The organism is Nocardia tengchongensis (genome assembly GCF_054781395.1).
Map to the genome: position 1 here is coordinate 550765 of NZ_BAAGUM010000004.1, position 19154 is coordinate 569918.

General features: G+C 70.2%; 18 protein-coding genes. 5 read left to right on the plus strand and 13 right to left on the minus strand.

Annotation, left to right across the window (positions count from 1 at the left end; genetic code table 11):
* Nucleotide 1: 1 nt before the first annotated feature.
* The 8 genes from ACYVKL_RS07805 to ACYVKL_RS07840 all read right to left on the minus strand — a co-directional run bounded on the left by ACYVKL_RS07805 (nucleotide 2) and on the right by ACYVKL_RS07840 (nucleotide 6851).
* Entirely contained in the window at nucleotides 2–1492 is a 1491-nt protein-coding gene (locus ACYVKL_RS07805) for an SCO6880 family protein (RefSeq protein ID WP_213556315.1), read from the minus strand.
* Nucleotides 1489–2916: a hypothetical protein gene (locus ACYVKL_RS07810; RefSeq protein WP_460771455.1), complete on the minus strand. Its 1428-nt coding sequence runs from the start codon at nucleotides 2914–2916 to the stop codon at nucleotides 1489–1491. The genes ACYVKL_RS07805 and ACYVKL_RS07810 overlap by 4 nt, the downstream gene beginning before the upstream one ends.
* A gap of 88 nt (nucleotides 2917–3004) precedes the next feature.
* Complete coding sequence (locus tag ACYVKL_RS07815) at nucleotides 3005–3832, minus strand: DUF8175 domain-containg protein (RefSeq protein ID WP_379169524.1); 828 nt, start codon at nucleotides 3830–3832, stop codon at nucleotides 3005–3007.
* A 67-nt stretch (nucleotides 3833–3899) separates the two neighbouring features.
* The gene (locus tag ACYVKL_RS07820) at nucleotides 3900–4211 is read right to left on the minus strand and encodes a hypothetical protein (RefSeq protein ID WP_246597893.1); all 312 of its coding nucleotides are present in this window, start codon (nucleotides 4209–4211) and stop codon (nucleotides 3900–3902) included.
* Entirely contained in the window at nucleotides 4211–4501 is a 291-nt protein-coding gene (locus ACYVKL_RS07825; protein ID WP_213556317.1) for a hypothetical protein, read from the minus strand. Before ACYVKL_RS07825 ends, ACYVKL_RS07820 begins: the two co-directional genes overlap by 1 nt.
* 127 nt (nucleotides 4502–4628) lie before the next feature.
* On the minus strand, nucleotides 4629–5294 hold the full coding sequence (locus ACYVKL_RS07830) for a hypothetical protein (RefSeq protein ID WP_379169526.1): 666 nt from the start codon (nucleotides 5292–5294) through the stop codon (nucleotides 4629–4631).
* On the minus strand, nucleotides 5291–6166 hold the full coding sequence (locus tag ACYVKL_RS07835) for a MinD/ParA family ATP-binding protein (RefSeq protein WP_213556318.1): 876 nt from the start codon (nucleotides 6164–6166) through the stop codon (nucleotides 5291–5293). The genes ACYVKL_RS07830 and ACYVKL_RS07835 overlap by 4 nt, the downstream gene beginning before the upstream one ends.
* 16 nt (nucleotides 6167–6182) lie before the next feature.
* Complete coding sequence (locus tag ACYVKL_RS07840) at nucleotides 6183–6851, minus strand: hypothetical protein (RefSeq protein ID WP_379169528.1); 669 nt, start codon at nucleotides 6849–6851, stop codon at nucleotides 6183–6185.
* Between the two features lie 303 nt (nucleotides 6852–7154).
* Here ACYVKL_RS07840 and ACYVKL_RS07845 point away from each other — a divergent pair, with 303 nt between their 5' ends.
* A complete protein-coding gene (locus tag ACYVKL_RS07845; protein ID WP_213556320.1) occupies nucleotides 7155–7916 on the plus strand; it encodes a 3-hydroxyacyl-CoA dehydrogenase in 762 nt (253 codons plus the stop codon).
* 88 nt (nucleotides 7917–8004) lie between these two features.
* Here the strand turns inward: ACYVKL_RS07845 and ACYVKL_RS07850 are convergent, their stop codons facing one another.
* Complete coding sequence (locus tag ACYVKL_RS07850; RefSeq protein WP_379169878.1) at nucleotides 8005–8781, minus strand: ArsR/SmtB family transcription factor; 777 nt, start codon at nucleotides 8779–8781, stop codon at nucleotides 8005–8007.
* Nucleotides 8782–9009: 228 nt separating this feature from the next.
* Between ACYVKL_RS07850 and ACYVKL_RS07855 the strand changes: the two genes are divergently transcribed.
* Together ACYVKL_RS07855 and ACYVKL_RS07860 are read left to right on the plus strand one after the other, a co-directional pair.
* On the plus strand, nucleotides 9010–10065 hold the full coding sequence (locus tag ACYVKL_RS07855) for an alpha/beta hydrolase (RefSeq protein WP_379169531.1): 1056 nt from the start codon (nucleotides 9010–9012) through the stop codon (nucleotides 10063–10065).
* Nucleotides 10066–10154: 89 nt separating this feature from the next.
* A complete protein-coding gene (locus tag ACYVKL_RS07860; RefSeq protein ID WP_379169533.1) occupies nucleotides 10155–10964 on the plus strand; it encodes an SDR family oxidoreductase in 810 nt (269 codons plus the stop codon).
* 6 nt (nucleotides 10965–10970) lie between these two features.
* Here the strand turns inward: ACYVKL_RS07860 and ACYVKL_RS07865 are convergent, their stop codons facing one another.
* From ACYVKL_RS07865 to ACYVKL_RS07880, 4 genes are all read right to left on the minus strand, one after another.
* On the minus strand, nucleotides 10971–11378 hold the full coding sequence (locus tag ACYVKL_RS07865; RefSeq protein ID WP_379169535.1) for a hypothetical protein: 408 nt from the start codon (nucleotides 11376–11378) through the stop codon (nucleotides 10971–10973).
* 248 nt (nucleotides 11379–11626) lie between these two features.
* Nucleotides 11627–13495 (minus strand): LuxR C-terminal-related transcriptional regulator, encoded by a 1869-nt coding sequence (locus tag ACYVKL_RS07870; protein WP_460771463.1) that lies wholly within the window; start codon nucleotides 13493–13495, stop codon nucleotides 11627–11629.
* A 611-nt stretch (nucleotides 13496–14106) separates the two neighbouring features.
* Nucleotides 14107–15060, minus strand: coding sequence for a hypothetical protein (locus ACYVKL_RS07875; RefSeq protein ID WP_379169539.1), 954 nt, complete (start codon nucleotides 15058–15060; stop codon nucleotides 14107–14109).
* Between the two features lies 1 nt (nucleotide 15061).
* Nucleotides 15062–16108 carry a 3-oxoacyl-ACP synthase III family protein gene (locus tag ACYVKL_RS07880; RefSeq protein ID WP_357195686.1) on the minus strand — a complete coding sequence of 349 codons (1047 nt, stop codon included), beginning with the start codon at nucleotides 16106–16108 and terminating at the stop codon, nucleotides 15062–15064.
* A 318-nt stretch (nucleotides 16109–16426) separates the two neighbouring features.
* Here ACYVKL_RS07880 and ACYVKL_RS07885 point away from each other — a divergent pair, with 318 nt between their 5' ends.
* Nucleotides 16427–18097 carry a fatty acid CoA ligase family protein gene (locus ACYVKL_RS07885; protein WP_379169541.1) on the plus strand — a complete coding sequence of 557 codons (1671 nt, stop codon included), beginning with the start codon at nucleotides 16427–16429 and terminating at the stop codon, nucleotides 18095–18097.
* The gene (locus ACYVKL_RS07890; RefSeq protein ID WP_379169543.1) at nucleotides 18094–19128 is read left to right on the plus strand and encodes an NAD-dependent epimerase/dehydratase family protein; all 1035 of its coding nucleotides are present in this window, start codon (nucleotides 18094–18096) and stop codon (nucleotides 19126–19128) included. Before ACYVKL_RS07885 ends, ACYVKL_RS07890 begins: the two co-directional genes overlap by 4 nt.
* Nucleotides 19129–19154 lie beyond the last annotated feature (26 nt).

Here is a 19154-nt window from a genome sequence, read left to right on the forward strand (position 1 = left end):
GTTACCCCGCGAGTGCTTTCGGGATGGTGGCGTGTTCGGGGAGGATCACCCCGCAGCCGAGCGAGGCCGCGAAGGCCGCGGCCTGATAGCGGTAGCAGCGCCGGATCTTCAGGCGCGCCTGGGTGGAGAGGTCACGGGTGATCGATTCGATGCGGGGCAGGTCGCCGCGCAGCGGTTCGGTGATGGTGACCAGCGCGCCGAAGCGGGTGACGCCGTGGCCGCGGGCCTGCTCCTCGCGAGCCTGCTGGGTGGCGCCGACGCGCAGGGTGGCGGCGGCGGAGACGACGCCGCGCTCGGATTGCTGTGCCACCAGCGCGTTCTTGTAGTCGTCGTCCACGATCTGGGCGGCGTCGCCGGCCGAGTGCGGACGGTAGACGATGGTGATCCGCTTGCGCGGCACCTCCGGGTTCGGGGCGAGCAGCCGCTGCAGCACGCGTTCGTCGACCGCGCCCTCGGGAGCGGTGTCCATCTCCCAGGTGACCGAGCGGCCGCCGTCGTGAATGAAGTGGTCCCAGCGTTCCTCGTGCGAGACCGGTCCGGCGTCGGCCCAATCCAGGCCGTGCCCACCGGGTTCGCCCGCCGCCACCTCGAGGTCGGCCTGGGCGGCCGGGTCGTAGCTGCGGCGGATGAAGGAGATGATGTCGTCGGCGGACATGGGCTGGCAGCGCACGCCCGCCTCGGCCAGCGCCGCGCAGATGCCGGGCAGCCGGCGGCCGATCTCGACCGCCTCCTCCGCCGGATTCTTGCGCCGCTCGGCGGTAGTCGCCTTGAAGGTGATGGCGACCCGCGGCAGCAGCTGCACCCGTTCCTGCGGCAGTTCGGTGGCCAGCTCGTACATGACCTGCTGGGCCAGATCCGGGGCCTCGGGCCGGGTGATCGCCGAAACCTCGGTGAGCAAACGGTTTCCGGTCTCGGGCACGGTGTCGATGACCGGCACCACCGCGACGATGTCGGAGGTCTGTCCCAGCGAGGCCAGGAAGGTGCCCCAGGCCCCGACCCAGCGGTCGATGACCGGCTGGTCGACGGCCTCGTGGCCCTGCGGCCAGGCCCGCAGCACGACCGTGTACTGGGCGAATTGCGGTAGGTGGATCATCCCGAAGCTGTAGCCGCCGGCGTCGATGCCCTCGTAGAGGCGCGACGGGGCCATCAGTCCGGGCAGCCGGGTCACCCCGCCGGGGATGCGGGAGAAGCGCCCGCCCCGGTACACGTGCTCGCCCTTGGAACGGCCACGCAGCCAATGGAACATCATCAATCCGTTCTCGTAGCCGGAGCGGCCCCCGGTCCGCCACACCAGTGGAACCATCACGATCGTGCCCAGACCCGCCACCACGGCGGCCGGCTGGGGGCCGGCCACCAGCGCCGTGAGCAGCGCGGTGATGACGACGGCGAACCCGACCACGGTCTCGCCCCAGCGCAGGCCGAAAAGGCCGGCGCTGCGGGGCTTCTGCCACAGTCCGTACGAGCGGCGCTCGTAGGTGTCGGTCATCGTCATCGCGGGATGGTGCTCCTGCCGAGGTCGGGTGAACGGTTGGCCCAGCGATCACCGGCGAGATCACCCGCGGTCGACTCGGCCTTGTTCAGCGACGCGGTCGCCGCCCGGGCCTGCGCGACCCGGTTCGCGACCGCGGACGCGCCTGACGGTACTGCGCCGCCGCCACCTTGGGCCGCAGGACTCGCGGCCGCTCCGCCACCGGCGGGACGCGGCGGCGGGGTCGGGCGCGGCGGGCCGCCACCCGCACCTCCACCGGCGCCGGGCCGGGGCCGTCCGCCCCGGCCGCCGCCGCCGACGTATCCGGCCGCGCCCGGACCGGCCACCCCGCGCGGGGCGACCGCACGGGAACCGACCGCGCCGAGCGCCGCGATGCCGACCAGGGTGCCGGTGGTCGCGGCCAGACCCGAACCGCCACTGCCCACGATGGCCACCTCGCTCGCGCTCGCCAGACGCATGAGCGCGGGCAGCACGAAGGCCACCGTGCCCAACAGCACGACGGCGACCAGCATGCGCTGGGCCTCGTCGGCATCGGGCAGGTTCACGGTGCCGGTGCGGTCGTCGGTGACGCCCGCGGTGGTGAAGGCGATCATGTAGACGATCGCGGCCACCGGCTTGTAGAGCATGAAGGCGATGATCCAGCGAATCAGCTTGTTATAGGACGTGTTTCCGATGCCGGTGCCCGAGCCCGCCGCGGCCAGCGGCAGCACGCCCGCCGCGACCACGAGCATGCCCTGGCGCACGATGGCGAGCACGATCTGCGCCAGCGCGCCGAGCAGGCCGACGATGGCGATGATCAGCACCAGACCCGGCGAGAACGCCTGCAGCTTGGAGGTTTTCACCATCAGCTCGGCCATGTTCTTGGCGTTGCCGTCGGTGGCGTCGTTGATCACCCACTCGGAGAACTTGTCCGAGGCCTGGGTGGCGGCCACGATCACCGCGCCCAGCATCCAGGAGCTGAACACCACGCGGGCGAACATCCAGAACGAGTCGGTGGCCTGTTCGACCGCGGCCCCGCGTCTGGCTCGCGCCAGTTTGAGACCGGTCAGGATCACCGACACCATCAGGAACAGGATCTGCACTTGATAGGTGTAGTCGTTGATCTTGGTGAATAGTGTTCCGGCGTCGCTGACTCTCTCGTTCGGGATCTTCATCCAGAACGTGAGCGCCAGGATCAGCGCTTCGCCGAGACCGCTCATCAGCGAGTCGACGACCTTGCCGAAAGTGGAGTCCCACGCCTTGTCGCGCACCGCGGTGGCGGCGTCGCTCGGGTGGGTGGCGACGTTGCCCGCCTTGCACGCCGCCGAGGCCGCGTCGCCGAGCGAGATGCCCGGCACGCCGAGCCCGTCGAGGGAGTCGTGTAATTCGTTGCAGGCCTGGTCGAAACCGTAGGTCTGGCCGTAGGCCACCGTCGGGGTCGCGATCATGACGGTGAATACAACCGCAAGAATCGTGACTAGCCGCCTCAGCATGTGGTCCACCTCTCGATGGGTCGCGATGCCATATCTGTTGTCGTCACCAACGGGTCCACCCCGCCAGCGAATCCACGTACTCGGTCTGTGAAGTCCGTGAGGTGGAGGGCTTGAGCCGCCAGTCGCCGGCGTCCCAAACCATGATCAGTCGTACCGCCGCCCACAGCTGCCGGCTGTCGACCACCGGCCCGCGCGCGGCCAGCCGCACGATGGCCATGTCGTCGGCGTAGTTCTCGACCTGGAAGCCGTCGGGGGCGACCAGGTAGCGGGTCACCTTCTCGGGCTGCTGTTTCGGCAGCCGCTGGTCGGCCAGCGCCTGGTCGTAGGCGGTGAGTTGTTCGGCGGGCACGCGTACCTGCCGGACGTACAGCTCGCGGTCCGCGGGGCGGGCGTTGAGCCGGTAGGTGATCTGCGCCGCCGCCAGGGCCGCGCCCTGCGGGGTGTGCGAATACCCCACGGCCAGCCCGTTTTCCAGGCGTGCCGGACCGTCGGACGTGGAGAAGGGCACCGACGCGCCGAACACCCGCTGCCAGCCGTGCGGATCGGTGGTGCCCTGGGGCACCGCGGTCAGCCAGTCGGTGTCGGTGGCCTTGCGCTGCTTTCCGGGTTCCTGCGGCAGCGGCTGGCCGGCGGTGTTGTTGGGGACGTCGACGCGCCGGCCGAACAGATCCACCTCGGGCGAGGCGAATCCGGTGGCGCCGGTCTCCGTGGTCGCCGCCGGCGTGCCCGGGTCGGTCTTCGCGCTCGGCTTGGAATCGCCGTGCCCGAAGTAGACCACCAGGCCGGCGACCAGGATGACCGCCACCAGGGCGGCCGAGGCGATGACGCCGAACGAGACGCCGTCGCGCTCGGACGGCTCCTTCTCGCTCATCGCAGTGCCTCCACGGTGTCGTTTACAAGTGCGTGTGTGCCAGTGGACAAATCAGCTGCCCGGCCCGTCAGGTCGGCAGCAGGGCCAGTGCGATGCCACTGGCCGAGGTCGCCATGATCGCGCCCACCAGGCTCATCACCACCCCGTGCGTCGCGTCGTTGGCGGCCAGGTCGTCACGGAACGCGTACCAGAGCCGGCCCGCGGCCAGGATCATCCAGGCCAGGCAGAACAGCAGCACGCACCACAGCAGCCAGTCGATGAGTTGCATCATCGGCCGGAGCACATCCGACGGCATCTGTTTGTAGGCCAGTACGGCCACCGCGTCCGCGCGGTTGGAAAGCGCGGCGTGCAGGGCCTGCGGCACCAGCGCGGCCGGCATTACGTGATCACTGCGTTCATGATCGTGCCCGCACTCGTCGCGACGATCCCTCCGATCATCGCGCCGGCCACCATCTTCGGCGACTCCAAACCGCCTCCTGTCCATTTCTCCCAGGCGAACCGGCCACCGGCGTAGGTGATGCCCAGGATTCCCGACAACAGCACGAACCAGGTGAAGTACCGAACCAGTTTCAGCAATTTGTCCGACGCGGGCGGAGCCTCCGGGGTCGGATTGCCGACCTGGGCGAGGATCTGGCCGTACGCGTCGTGTACGGCGAGGAGCATGCTCATTGTCTTTCCTTCTCCAAAAGCGAACTGCTAGTAACAATCTCGCCGATCACCGGCCCTGCCGTCCAACCGGCGCCGGCGACTACTTCGGAAAATCTTCCCGCACAAGGCAATCCACAAGTGTTCATGATCACTCCTCCGTGTCCGTGAAGTCGGGGCGGGGAGAGTCCAGCGCGTCCTGGGCCGCGGCCACGATGTCGGCGCCGAGCTCGCGCACATCATCGGTAATCTCTTCCAGCGGATCGGGTTTGCGCTTGCGCTGGGCCGGGATCGGGTCGCCGGGCGACCAGACCGGGAGCTGGTCGGCCTCGACCAGGAGCCACTCCTCGTGCCACGGCAGCTGCCACACCTGACCCGCCAGCGAACCGACCACGTCGCGGTAGCGGCGGATCTCGGCCGGCATCCGGCCCGGGCGCGCGGCCACCGTGATCAGGCCCAGCACCTCACACGCACCGGCCAGCCCGGCGTGATGCTGACGCAGCAGGTCGTGGGCGCGGGTGAGGCCGCTGATGGTCTCGCGCGCCACCAGCACCACGAACGGGGACTCCCGCTCGAAGACGCCGGGCCAGCGCCGATACGAATCCGCCGCCGGCGCAAGCACATGCGAGAGGGTGCTCGCGCCCGCGCCGCCGTGCACGCCGAGCAACCACACCAGGGGTGCGCGTCCGCCGCCGGGTACGGGCCGGTCCCAAATGGGTGCGCGGCGGGCTTCCGGTGGTGGCACCACACCGGTCAGGGTGGGTCCTGGACCGGTGCTCTGAGCGGAGGATCGGCGTTCCTTCATGGCTGCGGTCATGATGCCACTCCAGCAAGCAGGCGGCGATACGCACGGCGTGTCTCGGCGGCCAGCTCGCTGTGCCGCACCAGCTCTCCCCGCGCGAGGTGTGCGTCATAGGGTATCTCGACGATTTCGTTCACCCAACCGTCGAGATGCTCGCGCAAATGTTCAGCGATTCGAGAGTCGCTGCCCGGCAACTGATGTGACACGACGATCGTGGTGTCGCCGACAATTCCGTCGCCGGGACCCTCGCCTTGACCGCCGAACTGATCGTCGAGCCACTCCAGGGTGACGCGCAAGCGGTTGGCGGCGTCCACGCGCGCCGGAATCGCCAGTACCAGTGCGATATCGGCGTCCTCGAGCAGCGGGCGCAGGTGCCGGCTGGCGATCGGGTTGCCGCCGTCGTAAACCGGGGTGTACCCGGTCTCGCCGAGGGCGCGGGCGACGGTCAGGTAGGTGGCGCGGCGACGCAGCGGCGCCGGATCGCGCCACAGCAGTCCGATGCCGGAGGTGGCGCGCGAGAGGCAGTCCTTGAGCGGCGCGGGTTCGTCGTCGCCGCGGCCGTAGAGCCAGGCCTGCAGGCTGATCGGGCTCAGGTGCTCGTCAGCGCCGCGCAGCGCTAGGTCGCTCCCCGCGAAAGTGCCGTCCACGGCCACGGTTCGGTCACCGGCCGCGCCCAGCTCCCCCGCGATGCCGAGCGCGGTGGTCGTCGTCCCGGCACCGCCGCAGCCACCCACCACCAGAATCGGGCGCGGCGCCGGACCGGCCTCGCCGGAATCGTCGCGGCGTTTGCGCAAGCGCACCACCGGAGTCTTGGAACGCGCGGCACGACCCGACGATTCACCCACTTCGGGCACCTCGTCGAGCCAGCGGCTCCAGTCCTGATCCATTGTCTCCGCTCTCTTCTTATCCGGCCGGAACGCCCGCGGTAGGTCCATGGTCGCCGATGATCGCGGGGGCCGTCATCTCGTTGTACGCCGCCGCGACGGCGATCGGGCCGGAACCGGCTCCCGCACCGGGGACGCCGAGCGATTGCGGTGCCCCGCCATGGGAATTCAGCACATACAGGGCAACCCCGCCGACGATGGCCAGCAAAACGATGGCAACGATCAGCAGGGTGAGGGCTGAGACCCGCCGGCTCGCGATGCGCGTGATGTGTTCGGCGAGTGTGGGTTCGGGCTCGGCGAGCGTGTCCGTCCACTCGGTGGCGTGGCGACCGGGGCCGGTGCCGGGTTCGCCACTGCCCGAGGGGAATTCGACGACGGTGTTGCCGCGGTAGCGCGGCGGCGGCGTGTACGTGCCGGTCGTTTCGCGTTCGGTCATCCAGTCCGACCAGGACCCGTCGAAGTGGTTGCGCCGCACCGACTCGGGCACCGGCGGCAACTCGACCTCGGGCTCGGCGTCGTGAATGTAGTGCGGGAAGCGGGCGGGGCCGGCGCTCTCGTCGAAGGCGGGCTGCGCGGGGGCATGCTCCGGACCGGGCGGTTCGGGCGCGGCCGGGTCGAGGGCGGGGTACCAGCGCGACACTTTTTTGTACGACTTCAACATTCCCGCTGCGGGCACGTCGCTCGGCATCGTCTGACCCTCTCGGCGGTCGGTCGTGGCTGACGGTGTGTTGTCGTCGGTGATCGGTGGTCCTGGATGGCCCGCCGTTTCCGCATCGCCACCGGCGCCGCGTCGCAACGGTCCCGATCGGAAATTCTCTCGCATGAACAGGATTCCAACGACTCGACGCGCCGGACGACACTCCGTTCAATACGCGCGCGTGCGCGAGTAGCAGGGTTCGTACTGTCCCGTGAACGCCACGCCGACGGGGCGGTCTTCCCTGCGATCCGAGCGGAATCTACATTAACAAGACCAAGAATATTCGGAGGTTTTGTGAAGACAGCAGATATCGTCGCGGTTGTGACCGGCGGCGCCTCGGGACTGGGTATGGCCACCGTGCGGGAACTGCACGCGGCCGGCGCGAAGGTCGTCATCCTCGACCTTCCCTCGTCCGACGGCAAGGCTTTCGCCGAGGAACTCGGTGAGCGCGCGGTGTTCTCCCCCGGCGACGTCACCAGCGAGGCGGACGTGACCGCGGCGCTGGACGCGGCCCAGGAGCTCGGCACCCTGCGAATCGCGGTGAACTGCGCGGGAATCGGCAACGCCGTCAAGACCGTCGGCAAGCAGGGCGCGTTCCCGCTGGAGGCCTTCTCCAAGATCATCAACGTCAACCTGATCGGCACGTTCAACGTGATCCGCCTGGCCGCCGAGCGCATCGCCGCGGTCGAGGAGGCCGACGGCGAGCGCGGCGTCATCGTCAACACCGCCTCGGTCGCCGCCTACGACGGCCAGATCGGGCAGGCCGCCTACTCCGCCTCCAAGGGCGGCATCGTGGGCCTGACCCTGCCGGTCGCCCGCGACCTGGCCTCGTTCAAGATCCGCGTCATGACCATCGCGCCGGGCCTGTTCCACACCCCGCTCTTCGCGACCCTGCCGCAGCAGGCCATCGACGCGCTCGGCGCGCAGGTGCCGCACCCCTCGCGCCTGGGCGACCCGGCCGAGTACGCGGCCCTGGTCCGCCACATCGTCGAGAACCCGATGCTCAACGGTGAGGTCATCCGCCTCGACGGCGCGATCCGCATGGCCCCGCGCTAAGCAGCGCGCAGCGGCGCCCCGGGCGCCGCGCACACGCCAACGGCACCGGCGCGAGCACACGCTCGCCCGGTGCCGTTCGCGTTGCGGATCAGGAGCAGGCCGCCGGCTCCATCTCCCAGGGCGCCTGCGGGAGCACCGCGCCGGTCTCCAGCAGCGACTTGAGGTTGGCCAGCACCGCGGGCCAGCCGCTCGAAATGCCTTGCAGCATTTCCTCGTTCGGCAGGTTCTCGTGGGTGACGGTGAGCCGCACGATGTCCTGGTGCGGCTCGATCCGGAAGGTCACCACCGACGGCGAGCGCTCCTCCTGCGGGGAATCCTCGAAGGTGACGACCAGGCGGTTGGGCTGGTCGGCCTCGAGCACCTTGCCGACGACGTCGAGCTTGTCCGAGCCGTCGACGCGGCGGTGTTCCCAGCGCGAACCCTCCTGCCAGTCGGACACATTCGCGTGCCCCCAGTACTGGGCGGTCAGGTCGGCGTCGGTCAGGGCCTTCCACACCTGGTCGGCGCTGGCGCGAATGTAGGTGACGTAGACGTAGTTCGGCACCGTGGTGGTCATGGCGTACTCCTCTGCCTGGTCTTTGATGGCGCGCAGGACGTCCAGCCGGGGGCGGTCGAAAACGGAGATCCAACGCTGTTCGATGTCGTGAATCGGGGTCGGATTGATGTAGTGCACCCGTTCCCGGCCCCGGCGCAGCACCGTGACGAGCCCGGCCCGCTCGAGAATGTCGAGATGCTGGGTCACCGATTGCCGGGCCATCTCGACCCGTTCGCACAGTTCGCGCAGCGTCTGACCGTTGTTCTCCCGGAGCCGGTCCAGCAGCTGCCGCCGGGTGGCGTCGGCCAGGGCCTTGAAGACCGCGTCCATGTCGGGTTCGGGTTGCACGGCTCAAATTATGCAGGCATTTACCTGCATAAGGCAACGGGGGCGCCACGCAGGGCCCGCAACGCCGGTCCGCGACCCCGATTTACGTGGGAATTTCCTTCTCGTGCATGACAATCCGCGCTCCGGCGGTCAAGATGGTCAACGGCCCTCGGCCGAAATGACATCGATGTCTCATCAGCGCCCCCTGTCGCGGCGCGGACAGGAGCGCCCGTGGCGACGTCGCCGCAGCCCTCACACGTGCCCGCGGGCACCGGCACCCGGTCCTCGGTGATCGTGGAAACGATCCCGCCCGCCCGCATCGGCACCCGGCTCGTGCACCCTGTCTTGCGCACCACCCTGCAGCAGTTCCTGCGCGCCGGCGCCTGGGTCGCCGACCGCGGACCCGGCCCGGCCCACCTGATCTTCCGGGCCACCCGGCTCTCCGAGCAGCCCGCCCGGATCCTGGGCACCCCGCGCGGCACCCGCCGCGAGTCGCTGCGCTTCGAGCACTGCGACGCCGAATGGCTGTGGAGCGCACCGGTTCCCGACCCGCGCGTGGACCGCGACGCCGCCATCCTCTACCTGCACGGCGGCGCGTTCATCGCGGGCGGCCTGCACAGCTACCGCCGCCACACCGCGCGCCTGGCCGCGCTCAGCGAACTGCCGGTGCTCACCGTCGACTACCGGCAGCTGCCCGACGCCCACCCCAACGAGAGCCTCGCCGACGCCCTCACCGCCTACCGGCATCTGCTCGACGAGGGCTTCCCGCCCGAGAAGATCATCGTGGCCGGGGATTCCGCGGGCGGCGGGCTGGCGCTGCGGCTGGCACTGACCCTGCGTGAGCAGGAACTGCCGCTGCCCGTGGCGCTCTCGGTCACCTCGCCCTGGGCCGATTTCGACTCCACCGCCCGCCTCGCGCACCCCAACAGCCGCTATGACGCCGTGCTGCCCGCGCTCGGGCCCGACATGGTGGTGCGCCGCGGCATCGCGGTCGAAGGCGAACTGGACCCGGCCTGGTCGGTGGTGAACCACGACTTCACCGGTCTGCCACCGATTCTGCTGCAGGTCGGCTCCCGCGAGATGCTGCTGGCCGACGCGCTCGCGGTGGCGAAACGGGCCGAGGCGGCCGGGGTCGCGTTGCGCCTGCAGGTGCGGCCCAGCGCGCCGCACACCCTCATCCACCTGGGCGCCGACCTGCTCGCCGACGGGCGCGACGCCGCTCGCGACGCGGCGGAGTTCCATCGTGCGATGATCGATCCCGGTCGCGTGGGCCGCAGCGCCGCATGAGTGCGGCGACCGTGTCCCCCGCGGAGAGAGGCGGCAGCTCGCCGAGCGGGACCACCCCTGTTCCCGACTCCGCGACCCGAGCGGCCCCGATGTCCCAGCCCGACAAGGCTTCCCGCCCCGCCGTCCTGATCACCGGGGCGGCCGCCGGTATCGGCCGCGCCATCGCGGCGCGGTTCGCCCGCGCGGAGTGGACGGTCGGGCTCTACGACATCGACGCGGACGCGGTGGCCGAGACCGCCGGGCAGATCGGCGGGCGCACCGTCACCGGCGCGTTCGACGTCACCGATCCGGCGGGCTGGGATCGGGCGCTGCATGAATTCACCAATGCCACAGGACGTCTCGACCTGCTGGTCAACAATGCCGGCATTCTCGTGTCGGGGGCCTTCGGGGATATCGGGCTCGAACGCCAGCACCGGGTGGTGGACGTCAACATCAAGGGCGTCCTCAACGGCTGCCACGCCGCGCTCCCCTACCTGCGCCGGACGCCGGGCAGCCGGGTGATCAACCTGGCCTCGGCGTCGGCGCTCTACGGGCAGCCCGGACTCGCGGCGTACGGCGCGAGCAAGGCCGCGGTCCGCAGCCTCACCGAGGCGCTCGACCTGGAGTGGCGGCACTACGGCATCACGGTCAGCGATCTGCTGCCGCTGTTCGTGGCGACCGACATGATGACCGAGGTGAACGCCGGCTCGAAGTCGGCGAGCACCCTGGGCGTGCGGCTGACGCCCGAGGATGTGGCGGAAGCGGTGTGGCACACCGCGACCGGCCGCCGGACATTGCGCGGTCCGCACGTGTTGGTCGGACTGCAAACCAAGCTCACCGGTCTGGCGCAGCGGTTGTCACCGCCGTTCGTAACCCGCGCGATCGTCGGCTGGATCAGCAAGGCCGATTCGCTGCACTAGCCCGATTCAGACCGCGGCCAGATCCCCCACGATGAAGATTATCAGGCCCACCGTCAGGGCCACCGCGCCCGCCACACCGAGCGGCGCGGTCCGCGCCTTCTCCGTGAACTCGTCCTCGACGCCGGTCAGCCAATTGATGGTGTCCTTGGCCGCGATGAGGGCACCGGACGCGACCACCAGCCAGGCGGCCGTGATGTTCCAGCCGCTCGACAGGTCCGACAGCCGGGCCGCCCACACCAGACCCAACACCAGGGCGCCCTGCAGAATCGCCCCGACATGCGCGACGTTCAGATAACGCGGCGCGGGCGGATTCCCCGCACGCTGCCGCAATGCGACCAGGGGATACCCCAGCAACGCCCCGTAAGTGAGAGTCGACAACCCACCGATGATCAGGATCTTGTCCGTTGCCGTCATGACGACCCCTTCCCGATGCGTTCACGATAGGAGTGCCGATATCCGGTCGCAGGTGTTCGCCCGAATCGATGCCCGACCTTGATCCGGGCCCGGATCCCGACCGGCCGGGACGCGGATTCGACTGTGCCCCGGCCGGTCGGGCCCTGCTCCGAACCGGTCGAGCACAGCCACGGACCATAGGACCCGGTCGGCAGCGAGCACGGCACCGGCTCCCACTATCGCGGCCGGGGAGCTGGGCCACGGGCACGTCAGCCGACGGCGGTGCGGTCGCGCGCTTCGGTGTGGGCGGCCAGGGCGAAGCGCAGTTCGCTGCGGCGGGCGACGGCGAGTTTGCGGTATACGCGGGTCAGGTGCTGTTCCACGGTGCTGGTGGTGATGTCGAGGTGCTCGGCGATGTCGCGGTTGCGGTTGCCGTTGGCGGCCAGTTCCGCCACCCGCCGTTCGGCGGGGCTCAGCGCCTCGAACCCGGTGCCGCCCACCGTGTCTCGCGCACCCGGGCCCGGATCCACCTGTAATCGGGCCAGCAGGGGTTCCGCACCGCAGACCTCGGCCAGTCGTGCGGCTTCCCGCAGCGGCGGCCGCGCCCGATCCACCTCTCCGAGTGCCCGGTAGGCGGACCCGAGATCGGCCAGCACCGTGGCCAATTCGAGTTCGTCACCGCCGGAGCGGGCCAGTGCGGCCGAACGCCGCAGCAGGGTCACCCGCCGCAGCGGGTCCGCGGTGACGGCCAGCAGGCGCAGTGACACCCCGCCGGTGTGGTGTCCCTCGGCCCCGCCGATCGCCTCCAGGTGCCGGATGGCGAGCTCCCGGGCCGGACGGGGCTGCCCGGCCGCCAGGCTCACCGCGGCCAGGTCGTTGCGCCATGGCGCGAGCCACGCGAAATCCAGGGCCCACTCGTTCATCAGCCGCCCGCACCGGCGGAAGTGCCGCTCCGCCTCCTCGATTCGCCCGGTCGCCAGACAGTGCTCGCCGCGGGCACGCAGATAGCCCAGCGCGAAACGGGATTCGAACATCGCGCGCGGCACCGGCCGCTCCAGCTGCGCGGCCGCCTCGGCGTGCCGGCCCTGCGCGGTCAGCGCCCGCACCAGCACGGACACCGCCCGGCCCAGCCACACCCCGAGCTGCTCGGCGGGCAATAGATTCAGCGCGACCAGCGCATGCCCGGCAGCCTCCACCGGATTGCCCTTGCGCAGCAGCGTTTCCGCGCGCGCCGAGGCGAACAACGCCTGCCAGGTCGGGGCACGCCGCGCAGTCGCTTCCGCCAGCAGCGACTGGCACCAGGCATCCGCCGCGTCCAGCCGATCGGTGTGCAACAGGCAGTCCACCGCCGCCACCAGCACTTCGACCGTCTCGGTCGTCAGCCGATGCTGTGCGAGAATGCGTTGCGCGGCAGCCGCCGTCTCCTCCGGCGCTCGCTGTTCCCACAGCCCCGCGAGCAGCGCGGCCGCTTGCCTGTGTGGTGAATCCCGTTCCGGTGGGGCCGATTCCGCCGCTGGTGCGGCGGGCAGCCACGGGTGCCGCTGGACCTGCACCGGATGGGTGTAGCGCAGCCACGCGCCGAGGAATTCGAGCCGGTCGCCGAGCGTCGCCGGGTCCGCTTCCTGACGCAGGCGCAGCAGCGCGTGATCGGCCAGCAGGACGTGACCGTGCCACAGCATGCGCAGCACGGTCGTGGGTAGCTCGGGACACGGCACTCGCCCGGTGCGCAGGGCCGCCCGGAGCCGCCCGAAATTGCGGGTGCGACCCGACGGATTGATCCGCCACTCCACCGCCACCAGCCGCGTCGCGATCGCGGCCCGCTCGTCGGCCCGGCGACTGGCCCGGTAGGCCAGCTCCAGATACGCCCCCGCACTGTCCAATTCGTCGGCGGCGAAGGCGTGGTCGGCAACTTCCAGCAGAACCTGTGCCGCCCACGATCCACGCGCGTCCCCTGCCGCGACCAGGTGCGCGGCGACCGCGGCCGCCGGCAGTCCATCCCGGCACAACACGTCCGCCGCCGCCGCGTGCAGCCCCCGCCGCTCGTCGGCGGGCAGCTCCCGCAACACCATGGCCGCCATGTCCGGATGCGGCCGGCACCCGTCGACGATCAACCCCGCCCGCGTCAATTCCGCTGTCACCGATCGAATCTCGTCGACCTCACGATCGAGGAGCGCCGCCACCCGGGCAACCCCGGCATGCTCCCCCAGCACAGCCGCCGCCCGCGCGACGCTCAGCCGTTCTGCCTCGGCCGCGCTCGACCGACCACTCGAGCGGACCGTTGGCGTATTCGGCAGCCCTGCCACCGCATCGGGCCGCGCCACGCCGGACGTCAGCCGGGCACCACCCGACCCCGGCCGAGCCGTCGGCGTATTCGACGAGCCTGCCGCCGTATTCGGCCGGGCCACGCCCGCGCTCACTCGGACACCGACCGACCCCGGCCGGGCCGTCGGCACATGCGGCGTGCCCACCACCGCATCCGGCCGGGCCCTGCCCGCACCCGTGCGGGTCGCGGGCGCGCCGCTCGTCGCGCTGCCGGCCCCCACCGGCGTACCCCCTCGGTCCCCTGCGACCGACCGCGCCATCTGCTGTCCCTTCACCGAATCGGCATGCGTCCGGCTGACGGACATGGCACGGCGAGCTTCGGTGTGCGGGAGCGGCATCATTGCAGCGAGGGCGTGTGGACGCCCAGGATCAGCCGGGGCACATCGGGTTTCGAAATGATCTGTCGAACAGTGTATTTCACATTCGCCTAGGACGCGGTGACGAGCGCCTGCGGGCGGTAGACCAGGGCCGCGGCGGAATCGGCGTCGGCGGCGAGGAAGACCACGGCGCGCGCGTCGTCCAGCAGGCCCTGGGTGGCGGCGCTCAGGTAGGCGTGGACCGGTCCGGCGGAGTACGGGTCGCCGACGAACGGGTCGATGCCGGCCACCGCCGCCGACGGCACCCCGAGCCGATAGGCGACGCGCTCACGGAATCCGGGGGCGGGCGCCGGGACCAGCAATACCGCTGCGCCGGTGGCGAAGTCGCCGGACGCGAGGCCCTCGCCGGCCAGGCATTCCCGCAGCACCGAGTCGGCCAGGTCGAGCGGGTCGGAGCCTTCGGCGCGGACGGTCAGCGCGTTGCGGCCGTCCGTCCCCGCGGCGTCCAGGTCGGCCCATGCACTCGGTCCGCCCGCCACCCCCGTGCTGTAGATGCGGCCGAAGCCGCCCGCGGTGTCCGAGGCGTGCAGCAGGATCGCCGCGCCGCCGGCCGCGTACGGGAAGTCCGCGCGCCCGCGTTCGGTGGAGGGGTGGGTGTCGCCGGCGACGATGAGCGCGTACTCGACATCGCCGAGCCCGGTGAAGCATTGGGCGGCCATGAGCGCGTGCAGGACGCCGGTGCCGCCGTTGAGCAGGTCGAAGGAGAAGGCGGGCAACCGTCCGGTCGCGTATTCCAGGCCGACTTCGAGGCGCTTCTGGATCAGCGCCGCCACCGCGGGTTCGGCGATATTGCTGTCGCGGAACACTCCGGCGTTGATGACGAGTCCGACGCGGTCGGCCGGAATCCGGGCGGCGGCCAGGGCTTGGCGTCCGGCGCGGGCGGCCAGTTCGAAGTAGCTGCCGGTGTCGGCATCGGTGCACACGGCCGCGGAAACGATGGCGGTGTGCCCACCCGTCGCCCCACCGCCACCCCTCACCGAATCGCTTCGCGATGCTTTGTCCATGTCAGGCCTCCAGCCGGGAGATGGTTGCGGCGAGGTGGCCGGAGACCACGCCGGACGCCTCGGGGATCAGCAGCACCTTGGAGCCGCGCGGGATCCGCCCCTGGGCCAGGTGTTCGCGCAGCACCAGGAAGTGGGAGGTGGACGCGGTGTTGCCGTAGTCGGCGTAGATGTTGAGCGCCTGCGGCATCGGGGTGTCGAAGTGGCGTTCGGTCAGCGAGCTGATGTAGTCGATGGCCGGGCCGCTGAACTGGTGGTGGATCCAGTAGTCGTATTTCTCGCTCTCCCAGGCGCGGCCGGTCTCGAGCAGGAAGTCGGCCATCCGGGAAATGCCTTGCAGGAAGCGGGATTCGCTGGCCAGGGCGCGGTTGTCGGTGTACATGGCGATGCCGGTGGTCTTGTCGCTGGGCATGCCGATGCAGTGCTCGGCGCCCGCGGAGGTGGTCATGAGTTCGATGTAGTGGATCTCGTCGTCATCGTCGCCGCGGTCGTCGACCACCACCGCCACGGCCGCGTCACCGACGGTGAGCGCCGCGAACTGCGGGTCGTAGGGCTGGGAGATCTCGCGGGTCGCGGTCTCGGCGATGGGCGTGATCTGCTCGCCGCTGACCACCAGGCCGCGGCGCACCACCCCGGCCTTGATCATGCGGTCCAGCACCAGGACTCCGGTGATCATGCCGGCGCAGGCATTGGACAGGTCGAAGTGCAGCGCCTTCCCCGCCCCGATGGCCGCGCCGAGCTGGGCGGCGAACGACGGCGCGAAGCAGTACTGCCCGGGCGCGGTGAAGCGCGTGATCGACACCGAGATGATCACGTCCAGGTCCGCGGCCGCGTAGCCGGAGGACTCGAGGCAGTTCTCGATGGCGCGCTGCGCCAGCACGAACGACGATTCGTAATTCTCCGGATCGCTATTGTGCACGCGCCGGTTCTTGATGCCGGTAATTCTTTCCAGATCCAATGCCCGGGGTACCGACAGGGCATTGATCACATCCTCGGTGGAACGGATGGTGCTGGGCGTGTACGCACCTATCGATTCGAAGCGTGTACGCATGTGGCCCCCTGCTTTCTCGGCTCTCGCGCTGATATTCGTAGGCCTCGATGCCGAGTGAAAAGCTACCGTACCGATGGGTAGACCAGAGCTGGTCCAGCCCTGCCGATCCGCATGTAGTGCCAGGTATTTCGATTACCCGTAGGGGTGGGATAGGGGGTCGCGAAGAACCCGTGTCGGTACCGCGAGACACACTAAAAACGTTGTATATCAATCGAATTCGAACCGCCACTGCTAGCGGTCCCGCAACGCCCCGTGTAGCCTCACCGACATATTCCTCGCATTCCTCGACAATTCCCTGGGGGAAGTGTGTCGCATTCCTTGCCCATTGTTTATTGGCGCGCTCTCGATCGATTTCGCGATATCGTCGCCGCGCATCCCGGCCGGGCGGCGGTGATTCACGCCGACGGCCGGACCCGCGCCGGCCTGCCCGACTATCGGCAGCTCACCTACGCCGAACTCGACGCCTGGTCGGACACCGTCGCCGAACGCTTCCTCACCGCAGGTGTGGGCCGCGGGGTGCGCACCATCGTGCTGGTGCGGCCGGGGCCGGAGCTGTACGCGGTCTTGTACGGACTGTTCAAGATCGGTGCGGTGCCGGTGGTGATCGACCCCGGCATGGGCCTGTTCAAGATGCTGCGCTGCCTGCGCGCCGCCGACGCCGAGGCGTTCGTCGGGGTCACCGAGGCGCAGGCGCTGCGCATCGTGTTCCGCGCCTACTTCCGCCGGGTGCGGGTGGCGGTCACCGTCGGACGCTCCTGGTGGCAGGGCCCGACCCTCGAAAGCTGGGGCCGCACACCGACATCCGCCCTACCCGAGCGCGCGGCCGCGCCCGACGACGAACCGCTGCTGCTCGCCTACACGACCGGCAGCACCGGGCCCGCCAAGGCGGTGGTGCTCACCCACGGCAATCTCGCGGCCATGATCGATCAGGTCGACGCCGCGCGCGAGCACGTCGCCCCGGAGACCTCGCTGATCACCGCGCCGGTGGCGGGCATCCTGGAGCTGCTGCTCGGATCCCGTTGCGTGCTACCGCCGTTGGTCCCCTCGCAGGTCGGTGCGACCGATCCCGCGCACGTGGTGGACGCGGTCGAACGGTTCGAGGTGAAGACCATGTTCGCCTCCCCCGCCGTCCTGATTCCCCTGCTGGCCCACGTCCGGCAGACCGGGGTAGCGCTGCCGAGCATCCGCAGCATCTACTCCGGTGGCGCGCCGGTGCCCGACAGCTGCATCGTCGGCTTGCGGGAGGTGCTGCCCGCCGAGGCCAAGGTGTACTCCGGTTACGGGGCGACCGAGGCACTGCCCATGGCCACCATCGAATCGCGGGAACTGCTGGGAGATCTCGTGGAGCAGGCGCACACCGGACACGGGGTGTGCGTGGGCGCGCCCGCCCTGCACGTGCGGGCGCGGATCATCCCCATCACCGACGATCCGCTGCCCGACTGGTCGGACGTGGAGGGGCGGGCGGGCGAACAGTCAGGGCCGCACGGTATCGGGGAGCTGGTGGTGTCCGGGCCGAATGTCAGCACCCACTACTTCTGGCCGCCGACCGCCGACCGGACCGGCAAGATCACCGAGGGTGAGGTGGTCTGGCATCGCACCGGGGATCTGGCCTGGATCGACGACGCGGGTCGAATCCGGTTCTGCGGGCGCAAGACTCAGCGGCTGGAGACGGCGCAGGGGCCGATGTTCACCGTGCAGGTCGAGCAGGTGTTCAACACCGTCGACGGCGTCGCCCGCACGGCGTTGGTCGGGGTGGGCCCGCGCGGCGAGCAGCAGCCGGTGCTGTGCGTGGAGCTCGAAGCCGGGGCCGACCGCGCGGTCGTCGAGGGCGGATTGCGCGGGCGGCGTGACGAATTCGAGGTCACCAAGCCGGTGACGGAGTTCCTGTTCCATCCGGGGTTCCCGGTGGACATCCGCCACAACGCGAAGATCGGCCGGGAACGGCTGGCGGTGTGGGCGGCCAAACAGCTCGGCCGGGAGGCGTCGTGAAGGTGCTGGTGACGGGAGCCTCCGGCTTCCTGGGCGGGGCGCTGACGCGCCGGCTGGTGGGCGACGGGCGACACGAGGTGTCGATTCTGGTGCGGCCCAGCAGTAATCTGCGCGATCTGGCCCCGGTCATGGACCGGGTCGAGCGAGTGGTCGGCGATCTCGGCGATCCCGCTTCCCTGAAGCGCGCGGTCTCCGGGGTCGACATCGTGTTCCACAGCGCGGCCCGGGTGGACGAGCGCGGCACCCGCGACCGTTTCTGGGCGGAGAACACCGCGGCCACCGCGCGCCTGCTGGCGGCGGCCGCGGCGGGTGGCGCGCGGCGGTTCGTGTTCGTCTCGAGTCCGAGCGCGCTGATGGATCGTGACGGCGGCGACCAGATCGATATCGACGAGTCGGTACCGTATCCGTCCCGCTACCTGAACCACTACTGCGAGACCAAGGCCGCCGCCGAACGGCTGGTGCTGGCCGCGAATACGGCGGACTTCACCACATGCGCGCTGCGGCCACGAGCCATCTGGGGCGCAGGTGACCGGTCCGGGCCGATCGTGCGGCTGCTCGATCGGGCCGCCGCGGGAACCCTGCCGGATCTGTCGGGCGGGCGCGGGGTGCACGCCTCGCTGTGCCACGTGGACAATATCGTCGACGCCATGATCAAGGCCGCGGCGAGCGAGAAGGTCGGCGGCAGAGCGTATTTCATCGCCGACGCCGAACGGACCGAGGTGTGGGGATTCCTGGCCGAGGTCGCCGCCGACCTCGGCTATCCGCCGCCGAGCCGGACGCTGGATCCGCGACTGGTCTCGCTCGTGGTGTCGATGATCGAAACCCTCAGGCGGATACCGTATCTCGCCGAGCACTGGACTCCGCCACTGTCGCGCTACTCGGTCGCGGTGCTCACCCGCACCGGCACCTACGACACCTCGGCCGCCACCCGCGATTTCGGATACCGGCCCGTAATGGACCGCGACACCGGCGTGGCCGAATTGAAATCCTGGATCCGCGGGACGGGGGTGATCGCCGGATCCAGCCGCTGACCAGCGCTCGGGCGCTCCCCTCAAAC